12 protein-coding genes are annotated in these 16,124 nt (G+C 60.8%); 4 read left to right on the top strand and 8 right to left on the bottom strand.

Annotated elements, in window-relative coordinates; genetic code table 11:
• Positions 1 to 2: 2 nt before the first annotated feature.
• The 8 genes from ACM6JM_RS26365 to ACM6JM_RS26330 all read right to left on the bottom strand — a co-directional run bounded on the left by ACM6JM_RS26365 (position 3) and on the right by ACM6JM_RS26330 (position 8,084).
• Positions 3 to 1,010 (bottom strand): septal ring lytic transglycosylase RlpA family protein, encoded by a 1,008-nt coding sequence (locus ACM6JM_RS26365; protein WP_011336096.1) that lies wholly within the window; start codon positions 1,008 to 1,010, stop codon positions 3 to 5.
• Positions 1,010 to 2,020, bottom strand: a complete 1,011-nt coding sequence (gene mltB / locus ACM6JM_RS26360) for a lytic murein transglycosylase B (RefSeq protein WP_007958658.1) — start codon at positions 2,018 to 2,020, stop codon at positions 1,010 to 1,012. Before mltB ends, ACM6JM_RS26365 begins: the two co-directional genes overlap by 1 nt.
• A 17-nt stretch (positions 2,021 to 2,037) precedes the next feature.
• Entirely contained in the window at positions 2,038 to 3,141 is a 1,104-nt protein-coding gene (gene rodA, locus ACM6JM_RS26355) for a rod shape-determining protein RodA (RefSeq protein ID WP_050761190.1), read from the bottom strand.
• A gap of 31 nt (positions 3,142 to 3,172) precedes the next feature.
• Positions 3,173 to 5,068, bottom strand: coding sequence for a penicillin-binding protein 2 (gene mrdA / locus ACM6JM_RS26350; protein WP_039771860.1), 1,896 nt, complete (start codon positions 5,066 to 5,068; stop codon positions 3,173 to 3,175).
• A gap of 9 nt (positions 5,069 to 5,077) precedes the next feature.
• Positions 5,078 to 5,545: a 23S rRNA (pseudouridine(1915)-N(3))-methyltransferase RlmH gene (gene rlmH, locus ACM6JM_RS26345; protein WP_009051038.1), complete on the bottom strand. Its 468-nt coding sequence runs from the start codon at positions 5,543 to 5,545 to the stop codon at positions 5,078 to 5,080.
• 9 nt (positions 5,546 to 5,554) lie between these two features.
• A complete protein-coding gene (gene rsfS, locus ACM6JM_RS26340) occupies positions 5,555 to 6,049 on the bottom strand; it encodes a ribosome silencing factor (protein WP_064382180.1) in 495 nt (164 codons plus the stop codon).
• A 72-nt stretch (positions 6,050 to 6,121) separates the two neighbouring features.
• On the bottom strand, positions 6,122 to 6,844 hold the full coding sequence (gene nadD, locus ACM6JM_RS26335; RefSeq protein WP_007958652.1) for a nicotinate-nucleotide adenylyltransferase: 723 nt from the start codon (positions 6,842 to 6,844) through the stop codon (positions 6,122 to 6,124).
• Positions 6,813 to 8,084 (bottom strand): glutamate-5-semialdehyde dehydrogenase, encoded by a 1,272-nt coding sequence (locus ACM6JM_RS26330; protein WP_414882759.1) that lies wholly within the window; start codon positions 8,082 to 8,084, stop codon positions 6,813 to 6,815. Before ACM6JM_RS26330 ends, nadD begins: the two co-directional genes overlap by 32 nt.
• Positions 8,085 to 8,261: 177 nt before the next feature.
• Here ACM6JM_RS26330 and ACM6JM_RS26325 point away from each other — a divergent pair, with 177 nt between their 5' ends.
• The 4 genes from ACM6JM_RS26325 (at position 8,262) to ACM6JM_RS26310 (ending at position 16,106) form a co-directional block, all read left to right on the top strand.
• Entirely contained in the window at positions 8,262 to 8,957 is a 696-nt protein-coding gene (locus tag ACM6JM_RS26325; RefSeq protein WP_074691587.1) for a DNA-3-methyladenine glycosylase, read from the top strand.
• A 54-nt stretch (positions 8,958 to 9,011) separates the two neighbouring features.
• Entirely contained in the window at positions 9,012 to 10,328 is a 1,317-nt protein-coding gene (locus ACM6JM_RS26320; protein ID WP_074691589.1) for a bifunctional DedA family/phosphatase PAP2 family protein, read from the top strand.
• A 249-nt stretch (positions 10,329 to 10,577) separates the two neighbouring features.
• Positions 10,578 to 14,051 (top strand): calcium-binding protein, encoded by a 3,474-nt coding sequence (locus tag ACM6JM_RS26315; protein ID WP_414882758.1) that lies wholly within the window; start codon positions 10,578 to 10,580, stop codon positions 14,049 to 14,051.
• Positions 14,052 to 14,093: 42 nt separating this feature from the next.
• Entirely contained in the window at positions 14,094 to 16,106 is a 2,013-nt protein-coding gene (locus ACM6JM_RS26310) for a hypothetical protein (protein ID WP_200889814.1), read from the top strand.
• Positions 16,107 to 16,124: the final 18 nt, after the last annotated feature.

The following is a 16,124-nucleotide window of genomic DNA, read 5'->3' as shown; positions in this document are numbered from 1 at the left end:
GTTTACTCGGTGACCACACTTGGCGAACCGAGGTTGGCCAGGCGCACGCTGTTCTGTACCTGGGCAATTTCACCCGGCGAACCGATCGGTCCCAGGCGAACCCGGTGCAGGGTCTGCTGATTGCGCACGATCGAGCTGATGAACACCGGAGCGCTCACCATCCCGCTGAGCTTCGACCTCAGGAGTTCTGCAGCGTCCGGGTTGGCGAACGCGCCCACCTGCAGATACTGGCCAGACGCTGGTGCAGAAGCGTTTTTTTTTGCATCGAGCTGGACTGGCACGACGGCCGCGGCGTGCTGCTGCGGCGGCGGAGTCCATTGCTCGACGGTGCCGGCCGAGGCCGTGATCACCGGGGCGCTATTCTGCGCGACTTGCGGCTCGTTGAGCATCAAAGGCGCCGGACGGCCCTTGGCGGCCCACCATTGCTGCGGGTCGATGCCTTCGACCTTGACCCGCGCGGTGCCGATTTCGGCATAACCGAGTTTCTTGGCGGCGGCGTAGGACAGGTCAATGATCCGGTCCGAGTAGAACGGCCCGCGGTCATTGACCCGCAGGATCACGCTCTTGTTGTTGTCCAGGTTGGTCACCCGAACGTAACTCGGCAGCGGTAATGTCTTGTGGGCGGCACTCATGCCGTACAGATCGTAGACCTCGCCGTTGGCGGTGTTCTGACCGTGGAACTTGGTGCCGTACCAGGACGCAGTGCCGGAGGCCACGTAAGTCTTGGATTCCTGCAACGGGAAGTAGGTCTTGCCCAGCACGGTGTACGGGTTGGCCTTGTACGGGCCGGTGTGCAGGGTCGGCGTGGCGTCCGGGATACGCGACACATCGACATCCCACCACGGCGCGCCATCCTTGTGGGCCCGGTTGATGTCCAGGCCCGGCTGCGAACGTACGGCGGTGGTCGGCTTCTGGCTCGGCGAACGGCTGGTCGAGCAACTGGCGACCAGCACCGCCAACGCAGCGAAAGCCACCAGCTTCAGGGGTTTATTGATAGGCAATGCCCGCATTACTTGACGCCCCGTGCTTGTACCAGCTGTTCAGACAGTTGATGTACGGCCATGGCGTACATCACGCTGCGGTTATAACGCGTGATCGCGTAGAAATTCTTCAAGCCCATCCAGTATTCCGGGCCGTTGTCGCCTTCCAGGCGGAATGCGGTGACCGGCATGTCATCGCGCAGCGCATCATGACTCGACCAGCCCAGCGCTCGCAACTCCCCGACGGTTTTCGTCGGTTCGATGCCAGTGGTCAGGCCTTCATCCACCTGCTCGCCACGGACATCCGCGCGGCTGACTACCGGCTCACCGGCGACCCAGCCGTGACGCTTGAAATAGCTGGCGACGCTGCCGATCGCATCATCCGGGTTGTTCCAGATATTGATGTGGCCGTCGCCGTCGAAATCCACCGCGTAGGCGCGAAAGCTGCTCGGCATGAACTGCGGCAAACCCATCGCCCCGGCATAGGAACCCTTGAGGGTCAGCGGGTCGACCTGCTCTTCCCGGGCCAGCAGCAGGAACTCACGCAGCTCCTTGCGGAAAAATTCGGCACGGGGAGGATAGTCGAAACCCAGCGTGGACAAGGCATCGATCACCCGGTAATTGCCGGTATTACGTCCGAAAAAGGTCTCAACGCCGATGATCGACACGATCACCTGGGCCGGAACGCCGTATTCCTGCTCGGCGCGGGCCAGGGTGGCCTCGTGCTGGCGCCAGAAGTCCACACCGCGGGCGATGCGCGCGTCGGTGATGAACATCGGCCGGTATTCTTTCCACTGCTTGACCCGTTCGGCCGGTTTGGAAATGGCGTCGAGAATCGCCTGTTTGCGCTGGGCCTCGCGGAACACAGCCATCAGCTGTTCGCCGGCAAAACCGTAGTCGCGGGTCATTTCACCGACGAATTCGGCCACCTGGGGCGAGCCTTCGTAATCGCCGGCCAACGCTTCCTGCGCGCTGCCAAGGATGCCTACCAGGCCGAGCCACGGTGCGTATCGTGTCGCCCAGTCACGCATTACTTGCATTGAACTCTTCACCTTATTCAAACCTGTGCGATCCACTTGCGATGGGTATGGATCGACATCAAAACCCCAAACGCTGACAGCAGCGTCACCAGCGAAGTTCCGCCGTAGCTAATGAACGGCAACGGCACCCCCACCACCGGCAACAGGCCACTGACCATACCGATGTTGACGAAAACGTAAACAAAAAACGTCATGGTCAGAGCGCCGGCCAGCAATTTGCCGAACAGCGTCTGCGCCTGGGCGGTAATCACCAGGCCGCGACCGATCAGCAACAGATAGATCAGCAACAGCGCGCAAATGCCCACCAGGCCGAATTCTTCGCCGAGTACCGCGATGATGAAGTCGGTGTGGCTTTCCGGCAGGAAGTCCAGGTGCGACTGGGTGCCCAGCAGCCAGCCCTTGCCGAACACGCCGCCGGAACCGATGGCGGCTTTCGACTGAATGATGTTCCAGCCGGTACCCAGCGGATCGCTTTCCGGGTCGAGGAACGTCAGGATCCGCTGCTTCTGGTAGTCGTGCATGATGAAGAACCACATCGCAACCGACACCGGAATCGCCGCCGCCAGTACGCTGAGAATCCAGCGCCAGCGCAGCCCGCCCATGAACAAGACGAAGGCGCCACCGGCCAGAATCAGCAGCGAAGTGCCCAGATCCGGCTGACGCACGATCAGGGCGAACGGCACGCCGATCAGCAGCAGACTGATGCCGACGTGCTTGAGCTGCGGCGGCAGCGTGCGCTTGGACAGGTACCAGGCGATGGTCGCCGGCATCAGGATCTTCATGAATTCCGAGGGCTGGAAGCGGATCACCCCGGGGATGTTGATCCAGCGGGTCGCGCCCATGGCGTTGTGGCCCATGATGTCCACCACCATCAGCAGTACCACCCCGATCACGTAGCCGAGCGGCACCCAGCGCGCCATGAACCTTGGCTCGAACTGGGCGATGACGATCATCGACACCAGGCCGATACCGAACGACGTGGCCTGTTTGGCCAACAGGTCCCAGCTCTTGCCGCTGGCCGAATACAGTACGAACAGGCTGCCGGCGGCCAGGATCAACAACAGCACCAGCAACGGGCCGTCGATATGCAAACGTTGCAGCAGCGTCGCCCGGCGACGCATCACATCCTCGCTGGAGAGCATGCGATCGAAATTATTCATCACGGGCCGTAGCCTCCGCACTGATAGGGCTGGCGTATTCGGCCTTCAACCGTCCGTCCTGATCCAGCAGCCAGGCATCCATGACCTGGCGCACCACCGGTGCCGCGACGCCGGAACCGGACTCACCGTTCTCGACCATCACTGACACCACGATTTTCGGGTCATCCGCCGGCGCGAAACCGACGAACAGGGCATGGTCACGGTGGCGCTCCTGAACCTTGGAGCGGTCGTACTTCTCGCCTTGCTTGATCGCCACGACCTGTGCCGTACCCGACTTGCCGGCGATCCGGTATTGCGCGCCGATCGAGGCCTTGCGCGCGGTGCCACGGGCACCGTGCATCACCTGCTGCATGCCGTGGTTGACCTTGTTCCAGTCCGACGGATCGCGAAGGATGATGTCCGGCATCGGATTTTCATCCTTGGGCTTCTCGCCTTCGATGGTCCTGGCGAGGTGCGGGCGGTTCCACACACCCTTGTTGGCCACCAGCGCCGTGGCCTGGGCCAGTTGCAGCGGGGTCGATTGCATGTAGCCCTGGCCGATCCCGAGAATCAGGGTTTCGCCGGGGAACCACGCCTGACGCCGGGTCGCGCGTTTCCACTCGCGGGACGGCATCAGGCCGGGGGACTCTTCGAACATGTCCAGCGAGACCTTCTGGCCGATGCCGAACTTGTTCATATAGGCCGACAACCGATCGATGCCCAGCTTGTGCGCCAGATCATAGAAGTAGGTGTCGTTGGACCGCATGATCGCCGTATCGAGGTCGACGAAGCCGTCCCCGGTGCGGTTCCAGTTGCGGTACTTGTGATCGTAGTTGGGCAGCATGTAGTAACCGGGGTCGAACACCCGGCTCGACGCCGTCACCACGCCCGCATCGAGACCGGCAATCGCCACCGCCGGCTTGATCGTCGAGCCCGGCGGGTACAGACCGCGCAATACACGGTTGAACAGCGGCCGGTCGATGGAATCACGCAGCTCGGCGTAAGCCTTGAAGCTGATGCCGGTGACGAACAGGTTCGGGTCGAAGCTCGGCTGACTGACCATCGCCAGCACTTCGCCGGTTTTCGGGTCGAGCGCCACCACCGCGCCACGCCGGCCGCCCAGCGCAGCCTCGGCGGCTTCCTGCAATTTGATGTCGAGGCTCAGGACAATGTCCTTGCCCGGCACCGGATCGGTCCGCTTGAGCACGCGCAGAACGCGGCCACGGGCGTTGGTCTCGACCTCTTCGTAACCCACCTGGCCGTGCAGTTCGGCTTCGTAAAAGCGCTCGATGCCGGTCTTGCCGATGTGGTGGGTGCCGCTGTAGTTGACCGGATCGAGGGTCTTCAGCTCTTTCTCGTTGATCCGCCCCATGTAACCCACCGAGTGCGCGAAATGCGCGCCCTGCGGGTAGTGACGCACCAACTGCGCGACCACCTCGACGCCCGGCAGACGGAACTGGTTCACCGCGATCCGGGCGATCTGCTCTTCGGTCAGTTCGAACAGGATCGGCACCGGCTCGAACGGCCGGCGGCCCTGACGCATGCGTTTCTCGAAGATCACCCGGTCTTCCGGCGTCAGCTCCAGCACCTCGACGATCACGTCGAGCACCTGCTGCCAGTCGCCGGAGCGCTCGCGGGTCATGCTCAGGCTGAAGCTCGGACGGTTGTCCGCCACCACCACGCCGTTGCGGTCGAAAATCAGGCCACGGGTCGGCGGGATCGGCTGAACGTGAACCCGATTGTTTTCCGACAGGGTCGAGTGATATTCGTACTGAATCACCTGCAGGTAATACAGGCGCGCGATCAGCACGCAAATCAGTGCCACCACCGCAATTGCGCCGAACACGACGCGACCACGCACCAGACGGGCGTCTTTTTCGTGGTCCTTGATGCGGATCGGCTGAGACATGAGGGCGGATTACTTGTGGTAAGGGTGGCCGGACAGCACGGTCCAGGCACGATACAACTGCTCGCCGATGAGGATGCGCACCAGCGGGTGCGGCAGCGTCAGCGGCGACAACGACCAGCGCTGATCCGCGCGGGCACAGACTTCCGGTGCCAACCCTTCCGGGCCACCGACCATGAAATTGACCGTGCGCGAGTCCAGGCGCCAGCGATCGAGTTCGACCGCCAGTTGCTCGGTGCTCCACGGCTTGCCATGAACCTCGAGGGTGACGATCCGCTCGTTCTGCCCGACCTTGGCCAGCATGGCTTCGCCTTCCTGACGGATGAAGCGGGCCACGTCGGCGTTCTTGCCACGGGTATTGAGCGGAATTTCCACCAGTTCCAGCGCCAGCTCGGATGGAAGACGCTTGGCATACTCATGCCAGCCTTCTTCCACCCACTTGGGCATGCGTGAACCGACGGCGATCAGTCGCAGTCGCACAGCAATCCCTTACAGCTGGTCTTTGTTGAGCTTGGTGAAATGCTCGTGGGTGTTTTCCGGGCTGTGGTGCTTGGCGTCCGCCGCACGGCTTTGCTCGGCACCGGCCCACAGGCGTTCCAGGTCGTAGAACTGACGTGCCGAGGCAGTCATCATGTGCACGATCACCAGGTCCAGGTCCAGCAGCACCCAGTCGCTGTCGCCCTTGCCTTCTTCGCCCAGCGGCCTGGCGCCCTGCTTTTTCACTTCTTCGCGAACCTTGTCCAGCATCGCGTTGATCTGGCGGTTGGAGGTACCGGTGGCGATGATCATGTAGTCGGTGATGCTCTGCTTGTCGCGCACATCAATGATCTGGATGTCCTGGGCCTTCACGTCTTCCAGGGCTGCAACGGCCACCTTGACCAGTTCGTCGCCCTTCAGCGGTTCGTTGGTGTTGACCGGTTCTGGCAGCGGGGCGCTCTTGAATGTGCCTTTGCGCTTTACTTTGGTTTGGTCTTTGTCAGTCATATAAAACTCGTTTTGCTCATATTTTCGGCGGCTTGGCGACACGTGGATTCGTATCAGTGAAGCACGCCTTGTTCAGTTCGACGCACGGTACAGACCGTGCGCATCGATGTAGGCCAGGACCGCGTCGGGCACCAGGAAACGTACCGACTTACCGCTGGCCAGCAGTTGACGGATCTGGGTGGCGGAAACCGCGAGCGGTGTCTGCCAGACGAATGCAATCTGTCCGCTCGGCCCCTTCAGGGCCAGCGGGTCGCTCACCGAACGCGCTGCCAGCAGGTTGCGCAAGGCATCCGGCGGTTCGCTGTCGGCGTCCGGGCGCTGTAGCACCAGGATGTGGCAATGCTGGAGCAACTCTTCCCAGCGGTGCCAAGTGGGCAGGCCGCAAAACGCGTCCCAGCCCAGAAGCAGAAAAACCTGGGTCTCGGCGGCCATTTCGGCACGCAGCGACTCCAGGGTATCGATGGTCCAGGACGGTTTGTCCCGCTGCAATTCGCGGGCGTCCACCACCAGCGGCGGCACACCGGCCACCGCACATTCAACCATTGCCAGCCGATCCTGCGCCGACACCTGCGGCGTATCGCGGTGCGGCGGCCGCGCGCTGGGCATCATGCGCAGCTCATCGAGCCCCAGCGCTTCGGCGACTTCCAGCGCGCCACGCAAATGGCCGACGTGCACCGGATCGAACGTCCCGCCCAGTACGCCAATGCGCCGAGGACGAGATTTCTTGCCGGGTTTCGGCGCTTTCAGGTCGAGGTCGGACAAGTCAGACCGTCGCCTGGCCGCGCAGCTGGCCATCACCGACCACGATGTACTTCTCGCAGGTCAGTCCTTCCAGGCCCACCGGGCCACGGGCGTGCAGCTTATCAGTAGAAATGCCGATCTCGGCACCCAATCCGTATTCGAATCCGTCGGCGAAGCAGGTCGGGGTGTTGATCATCACCGACGCCGAGTCGACCTGAGCCACGAACTGGCGGGTGTCGGCGAGGTTTTCGCTGACGATCGAGTCGGTGTGGTGGGAGCCGAAATGGTTGATGTGTTCGATGGCCTGATCCAGACCATCCACCACGCGGATCGACAGGATCGGCGCCAGGTACTCGGTGCTCCAGTCTTCTTCGGTCGCCGCTACGGCTTCGATGATCGCCCGGGTGCGTTCGCAACCACGCAGTTCGACGCCTTTTTCGCGGAACTGGGCAGCCATCGACGGCAGGAAATCCTTCGCAACACGTTGATCGACCAGCAAGGTCTCCATCGCACCGCAGATGCCATAGCGATAGGTCTTGGCATTGAAGGCGATGCGCTGGGCTTTCGCCAGGTCGGCATGTTCGTTGACATAGACGTGGCAGATGCCGTCCAGATGCTTGATGACCGGCACCCGGGCGTCACGGCTGATGCGCTCGATCAGGCCACGGCCACCGCGCGGCACGATCACGTCGACGTATTCAGGCATGGTGATCAGCGCGCCGACGGCGGCGCGGTCGGTGGTTTCCACCACTTGCACCACGGCGGCCGGCAGTTCGGCTTCGGCCAGACCGCGCTGGATGCAAGCGGCAATCGCGCGGTTGGAATGAATCGCTTCGGAACCGCCGCGCAGGATCGTCGCGTTGCCGGACTTCAGGCACAGACTGGCGGCATCAATGGTCACGTTGGGACGGGATTCGTAGATGATCCCGATCACGCCCAGCGGGACACGCATCTTGCCGACCTGAATGCCCGACGGACGGAAGCTCATGTCACGGATCGCACCGACCGGATCCGGCAGTGCTGCGACCTGACGCAGACCGACGATCATGCCGTCGATGCGTGCCGGGGTCAGCTCCAGACGTTCCAGCAATGCCGGTTCCAGACCGTTGGCGCGACCGGCGGCCAGATCCTGTTCATTGGCTGCCGCAAGCTCGGCGCGGGCGGCATCCAGGGCATTGGCGGCAGCCAGCAGGGCGCGGTTTTTCTGCGCGGTGCTGGCACGGCCGATGACGCGGGAAGCTTCGCGGGCGGCGCGACCCAATCGGGTCATGTAGTCAAGAACGGACTCAGTCATGGTCTGCTGGGGTCTTGGCAAAGAGGAAAGCGGCAGATTATAGCTGTCGCGTCCCGGGACTAACAGCGGTGACGGGCGGATGGTCGAAATGGACGGCGATTTGCCGACGTTCAGCCGGGATTAAGCCTTGAATTGTTATCATCACGACCTCCTCCGCCTGGATAAACACTGTTTGCCATGTCCAACCTGACCGTTCGCGCCACCTCCGCGCGCCAGCCTGTCGGCCTTGCGGACGCCTTTTTTGACCGTGACGCCCAGACGCTGGCCAAGGATCTGCTCGGCAAAGTCATTCGCCATCGGGTCGGTGACTTGTGGCTCAGTGCCCGAATCATCGAAACCGAGGCCTATTACCGCGAGGAAAAAGGCAGCCACGCGTCCCTCGGCTACACAGAAAAGCGTAAGGCTTTGTTTCTGGACGGCGGCCACATCTATATGTACTACGCCCGTGGCGGCGATTCGCTGAACTTCAGTGCGCAGGGTCCGGGCAATGCAGTGCTGATCAAATCGGCCTATCCGTGGGTCGACGAGATCAGCGGCCCGGCCAGCCTGGCGCAGATGCTGCTGAACAACCCCGATGCTCAGGGCCGCCCGCGCCCGTCACAGAAACTCTGTGCCGGGCAGACGCTGCTGTGCAAGGCGCTGGGACTGAAAGTGCCGGTGTGGGATGCCAAGCGCTTCGACCACGAAATTCTGCTGGTGGAAGACACCGGCCCTGCGCCGACCCACATAATTCAGACCACCCGCCTGGGCATTCCCCATGGCCGCGACGAACACCTGATGTATCGCTTCGTCGATGCGGCTTACGCCCAGTGGTGCACGCGGAACCCGCTGCGCCGGGGCCAGGTCGAAGGTCGCGATTATTTTCTGCTGTGAATGCACACCCTTCGGCTCGCCGATCAGGGACATCAATGAAATGGAGTGGTTTGTATGGGCCCATGGCTCGATAGCGTGACCGGGTGGCTGGCCGCCAATCCGCAGTGGCTGGCCGCCGCTGTGTTTGTCGTGGCCTGCGTGGAATGCCTGGCGATAGCCGGCTTGATTGTGCCCGGCACGGTGCTGCTGTTTGCCGTGGCGGTGCTGGCCGGCAGCGGAGCGCTGTCGTTGAGTGAAACCCTGTTGCTGGGTTTCCTTGGCGGGATTCTCGGTGATGTGATTTCGTATTTCCTCGGCCGCCACTTCCACCAGAACATCCGGCGCTTGCCGGGGTTGCGCCATCACCCGGAGTGGATGGCCGGCGCGGAAACCTACTTCCAACGCTACGGCATCGCCAGCCTGCTGGTCGGACGCTTCATCGGCCCGTTGCGGCCGATGCTGCCGATGGTCGCCGGGATGTGCGACATGCCCTTCCCGCGCTTCGCCGCCGTGAGTCTGCTGGCAGCCGCCGGCTGGAGCCTCGCCTATCTGCTGCCGGGCTGGGCCACCGGGGCGGCGATTCGCCTGCCCTTGCCGGAAGGCTTCTGGCTGCAGGCCGGGATCGTCGCCGGCAGTATTGCGGTGATGGTCGGTCTGAGCGCCAACAGCAGCCTGCGCCGTCATCGTCGGGCGACGATCTGGATCAGCAGCATGAGCCTGTTGATCCTGATCGGTCTGTTCATCGGTTTTCCGTACCTGACCGCCCTCGATCAGGGCGTCATGACCCTGGTGCAGGAGCACCGCAGGCCGGCGCTGGATGAAGTGGCAGTGGTTTTCACCCTGATCGGTGAGTTCCGCAACATGCTGTTGTTCAGCGCCCTGCTGACAGCGCTGCTGTTGCTGTGTCGTCAGTGGCGCCACGCGATCTTCGTCGGCGGCACCCTGCTCGTCACGGCATTGGCCAACACCGGGACCAAACTGTTTTTCGCCCGGGTACGCCCGGAAGTGCTGACTGACCCACTCACCAGTTACAGCATGCCCAGCGGCCATGCATCCGGATCGTTCGCGCTGTTCCTGACCCTGGCCGTACTCGCCGGACGCGGGCAACCGCCACGGCTGCGACTGACCTGGCTGCTGGTCGGCTGCATTCCTGCACTGGCAATTGCCCTGTCACGGGTATATCTGGGCGCGCACTGGCCAACGGATGTCCTGGCCGGCGCCATGCTCGCCGCCTGTGTCTGCGCAGCGGGCCTGTGGCTCAGTCAACGTCATGCACCTCTTGGTGCAATGCCGCAGAAAGTCTGGTGGCTGGTTTTGCCAGCTCTGGTCGCTCTATTTGGCTTCTTCGTATTGCGACACCTGCCACACACCCTGCTTCGATACGCCTATTGAGCCGCATCCGACGCTTGACGGATTCTCCTTCGGGGCGAATCCGCAAGCGGCGATCAGTCCTGTTTCTGAACTGAAACGCTGCTGTTTCGACAAATACGTCACCGCCAAGCTTGCTCCAAGTAAAAAAGACAACATTCGTCATCGCGATAAACCGACAACCATAAATATAATTGGCAAAACATTAAGCCTGGCCAAAAATTTATTGCATGACAGATTGAATACTCATTACCTCATGGAAGAGTATTGATCTTGTCTATCCCGTTCGAAAAAACTTCGGAAACTTATCCTACAGCCGCAATTGTTATTTCCGACCTAAGTAATTCATCAACTAACAATGAGACCGACACTCCCTCTCCGATCGATCGCACACCCAGCCTGCATGAAACAGACAGCCTGTTCGGCCCCCTGCGTATCGGTGAGATGACCGTTACCCGCGAGGAACTGAGAGCCTTGGGCGGACGGCTTAACGGGCAGGTCATCACAGCCGCCAACTCCTATTTCCCCGAGCCCGATCAAACATTCATCGACGCACTGGAGTTCGATCCGGCCGAAGTTGAGCAGCGCATCAAATCAGTCAATACGCAAGAAGGCCAGAAAGTTGCGCCACTGCTGTATGAGATTGTCACGCAACGTTCACCCGATGCCCCAGCGCTGATGCGCGAGATGGCCGCCGGCGATTCCGCGCCAGCGATGAACAAGATCAACAGTCTGCTGAAAGCTACACAACGTCTGGACATTCGCAGAGACCCGCTGCCGGATCATTTGCCCAGCTGGGTAGACAAGGCCAAGAGTCGCAGCATGACCAGCATGGGGGTGGGGTTGCAGGCCTACGGACTGTACAGCGCGTATACCGGCGCCATCGACGCTCTCAAGAAAGGCCAAATGGGGGAAGTGCTGATCAATGTCGGCGGCGGCATTGCGGAGATAACCTCGCTGGGATTCGAGTACGCCTTGAGCAGGACAGGCGAGCACATGATCCGGCAGGGATCGATGGCCATCGAACACTTCGGCAAGACCGGCATGGGCAAATGGCTGTGCCGGGGGGCAGGCCTGATCGCCAGTGCGCTGACACTGCCCTTTGACATCTACACCGCGATCAAATCCTTCAACGATGCCGCCAAGGCCCAGGGAAAAGAGGCGCAGGATCTCTACGTGACCGGGGGATTGAGTGTATTCAGCGCCGCGCTCTCCCTCGCGTTGGGTTGCGCGGCACTGGCAGGTTTCCAGGCAGCCGGCCCGGTGGGTATCGCAGCGGCGGCCATCATGATTGTCGGTGCCAGAATCTACGGCGCCGTCCGGGCTGTCGACGACATCGACGATTACATCGAACTGTCCGTGAACGAACGCTGGCGTGCCGGCTGGTTCGCCTTCACCGGGCAGGACCAGGACAAGGCGCTGATGGAGCGATATCTGATCTCGAAAACCACCAGCGACTATGCCAAGGCCTTGAAAACCCAAAGCCTGCGCTGGCTGGACAATGAACTCAAGGACAGTGTCGACGCGATAGTCAACGGCCAGTTCGACGTCAGACTGCAACCTACGCGCCTTCATCGATACCAATGGGATGAGGCCAAGGGCGAATTACCCTATGTCACTGAAAACCTGCCAGTCATCGTCGAAACCGATGACCATTACGATGCACGAGCCGGTCTGCCTGACTCGGATGCCATCGTGACCAGCCTGAAGACTGACACTGCCAAAGGGGTGTTCTGGAATCTGGGTGGAGGCAATGACACGGTGCAAGGCGTGCGCGACAAACCGAACTTTTTCAGTTACGGCGCCGGCGACAAATCCCTCACCGGCGGCGACAAGGACGATTCGTTTCTCTTTCAGTCCGCCGGCGATGCACTCTCTCGCGCAGAGGTCCGCGCGAATCATCTGCAAGGGGGAGACGGTACCGACCTGCTTTGGCTTCAAGGCACTCACAGGCATCTGGATCACATCCCGAATCCACCGCTTTACCTCGGTTACGACATCGACATGAAAACCGGAAGGCTCGGGTTGCGTTCAGCAAACCCCGCAATCGAACCGGTATTGCATTCCACGTTCAGTTCCATCGAGAAAGTCGAAACCCTGGCCGGTGCCCGCAACCGGGTCAACGGATCGGATCAGGCCGACGTCATTACCGCCAACGGGCAGGATCAGGTCAATGCCGGTGCAGGGGATGACCACATTTCAGTTCGAGGCCACTTCGTCAGCGTTGACGGCGGTAGCGGTAACGATATCTACCAACTCGACCCTCTGAGTCGCCAGATCCTCGTCACTGAGGATGGTCTGGAGCCGAGCAGGGTCTATCTGGGTGTCACCCTCGAGGCCGTTCAAAGCTGGACCATTCGGACTCATGCCCTGGTCGTCGAATCATTGCGCGACGACCATCCCCGATCTCCGCTGCGCGCCCTCGTGCTCGAAGCGGTTTACCGGACCGTCGATGGCAAGCGCGTATTGAACAACGACAAATGGATATTCATCACGCAGGACGGTTACCACCTGCAACCTCAATGGCCCGCCGAGATTGCGGACCAGAGCGACCGCCCCCTGCGTGTCAACGTCCTCACTGCCGGCCTGGCCAAGCCCTCCCCGGTGCAGCTCAACAGCCCGGTCAACATACCGCCGACCAAAGCGCACTCGTTCTACTTCGTCTCCAGACGCAACTACCACACCGTCCTGAAGGCAGCACCGCAGAGCAATGGCGGGCGCAGTACGCTTTATATCGACTTCGACAGCAAGGACATTGCCGATGTCGAGGCCGTCTATACCGTTACAGTCCGACAGACAAACGCATTTACCGTGCTCGACTACGACGATGTCCACTTCAGGATTGCTTTCGGTGCGGGTGCAGGGCTGCTCTCGGTGCACGGGGCCGTCATCGAAGATACGGGAAAAAAAAGTGACAGCGGCGCGGGGATCCTGACCGCGGGCTGGAAGATGAATCACGCCTTCACCCTGGTCATGCGTGACGGTGTTTCCTATGCCCTCGACTATCCGGCCAATGTCTGCCTGGACGACGCCAGGAACCCGGGCTATCGATCGGTGGCAAGCCGTGCCTCACTGCGAGAGCGTGCCGGTACCTACCTGTTCGTCAAACCCTCTGTCGAAAAGCGAACCCTGAGGAATACCCCGCAACGCATCGATTTCAAAGCCATCGATCACAACACGAGCTACTGGCTGGAAGGACGATCCTCGACCTATGCGCTGTACCCGTCCAGCAACCTGTCCATTCGCCTGTCCACCGCCGAAGCGGACGCGAACCTGCGGGGCTCATCGACCTGGCACATTCATGCGCACCAGATGAAGGAAAAAATCAACGACAGCCATCTTTCCATCAAGGATGACCTGCTGAAGATCGGCAGCCTTCATGTTCATCTGCCCGACACCAACGACGTTTCGCTGCCCCTGGAAACCATCGACGTGATCGTTACATCGGGAGATCGGTACCGGGTCAATGCACTGTTCGAGGTGATTGGTCTGCATAGCGTCAACGCCTCGTCCTGCGGATCGACCCAGGCAATCGTCGTCCTGGTGAACGACCATAAACGCCGACAGATGCTGGAAAGCGATAACGTTCTCATCGAAAACATTCATCTGTCCGACGCACCTCATGCAGAGATTTTCTACAACGCGGCAACAGGCAAGTGGACAGCCAACGGCGCCCCCACGCGTCTGGTCGATCCAGAACACCTGATCATCGAAAACAGGGTTGCCGCCATAACGGCCGCGAACTGAGTCGCGGCCCGCTAACCACATCAATCGTCAAGGAATGACACGATGCGCCCCAAAACACCCCCGCCATCAAACTCTTCGAGAGTGAGTTCGCAAACGCCAACGGACACGTTCGTCAATCGACCGCGTCCGGAGGTGGAAATACCGGTACGGCATCGACCACACCCGGATATTCCCACCCCACCTGTCGTTACACCCGAGCAGGGTTCCGGCAGTCACTCGGCCGCCAGCGGCACCCCGCCCAGGGTCGAGATATCCGACCTGCCGGATGCCCGGCCCGTAACAAGCGGCGGGTTGACCGGTTACCTGTTGAACCAGGCGCTGTTGCGCAACATGCAGCCAGCGGACGCCGATGGTTTTCGCTTTGTCGTCGGACGCCGTTTCGTCGATATCCAGGACCTCGGCACCGTGCATGTGGAGTTCGACGCAGTCCACGCCGCCTATCGGGTAACCGATCTGTACAGGAAACTGGCACCCGGCCCGCTGATCCGCAGAGATCCGGGCGAAACAACATGGCACCTTGCCGATCAACCGCCGAAAGCACCATTGGCCAAACGTCCTGCCTCTGATCAGGGCGACACACAAATCAAGCGTACGACCACTTCACAACCGCAACATTTCCGGCCTTTGTCACGTATGCACCTGGCCCCCATGCCTCACTGGGTACAGGTTGATACCCAAGGTTATTACCGACGGCAGGAATTTTTTTCCAGCTTACCGAACGCCGATTATTTTTACGGATTCAAGGGTCCTGACAACTATTGGGTTCAGGTTGACGAACCGCCGGCCGGTTTCAATGGTTCGCCCACCCACCTGACAGCCTGGAAGGACCATCAGATATGGGAGGCATACGGCATTCACGGCCAGGACATCACGCGTTTGCGGGAAGAAGGCCAGACCGGTGGCAGTCGGCCGCACTGGGTCAAACCGATGGTGACCGGCAATGCCAGACAGGATCTGATCATGGATGGTTTGCGCTGGTTGCATCCTCAGAAGACGCTTGATGAAGTGACTGAACATCTGCGCAGCTACAATCTTTCGCCCGTGCAGCATGTGCAGCTGCGCAAGGATCTGCTCGACAACCCGCAGCAAATGCCGCAGTGGGCGGAGCAGCACCGATTGCGCTCGCTCGACGAAAACGACCCGGGGCGCTTCGATCAACTGCGTCGGGAAATCGAGCCGCTGATCATCCCGACAAGAAACGGCAAGCTCTGGCGCGGCGATCTGCTGGACTTCGACCAAAGCCTGAGCCGGCCGTTTCTCGACGGGTTTCTAGCCAGTCTGGGTTACCTGCGCAACAACAGCGGTTGCCTGTATCGCCTTGATATTCCCGGTTTGTTCCGGGCGGATGAGCGAACGCCGTTCGAGTTTTATAACGACGGCAGAATGCTGCCGCGCTGGAAACATCCGCAGGGAGCGACCACCCAAAAGCCGATCAGCGCGACGGTCAGTCTGAAGTTGCTCCACGAGTATGGCGGCAATGGCAGAAATCCGCCGGATCCGGAATACCTGCTCTACAACAACCAGAAGAACAAATACCCCGGCAAAAAAACCGGTAAGCCTGACCCTGATTCCGGCGAATCCGATAACGAGTGGTCTGATGCCTCTGACGTGGAACTCGATTCCGAGCGCAACTACGAAACGACTCGACATAACCAGAGTTTCATCTTCGCCTACATCATCGACACGCGAAAAATGGAAGTCGTGCTCAGGGAAGAAAACCAGCTACTCAATCTATCCGCTGAGAAGAATGGCGCGTGGTTTCCTCAGGATGAGTTTGAAGCGCTTATCTCCGCCTCGAAAAAGGGCATCGAGTCCAGCCGACTCTGGCTGCTCGACTCAACCCATACACGGGCGGCGAAAGTCGACGATGTGGCTGAGGCAGGAATAGACCCCTGGTTCACCTCTTCGAGTATTGAAGAGCGTACCCATCGCGGCGCCTACAACCAGCATGAATATGACGCGCTGATCGACAAGGTCGCCAAGGCCGGCAAGCCGATACTGACACTGGACCCGGGCAAGGAGTGGTTCGCCGGCGACATCGTCTGGCCCGAGTAACGGAACCGCTCAGCCGGC

Origin of the sequence: Pseudomonas sp. IT-P2, assembly GCF_949767575.1 — a bacterium.
Lineage (GTDB): Bacteria > Pseudomonadota > Gammaproteobacteria > Pseudomonadales > Pseudomonadaceae > Aquipseudomonas > Aquipseudomonas pharyngis.
Note: the sequence above shows the minus strand (reverse complement) of the source record. Positions and strands in the feature narration are given on the sequence as shown.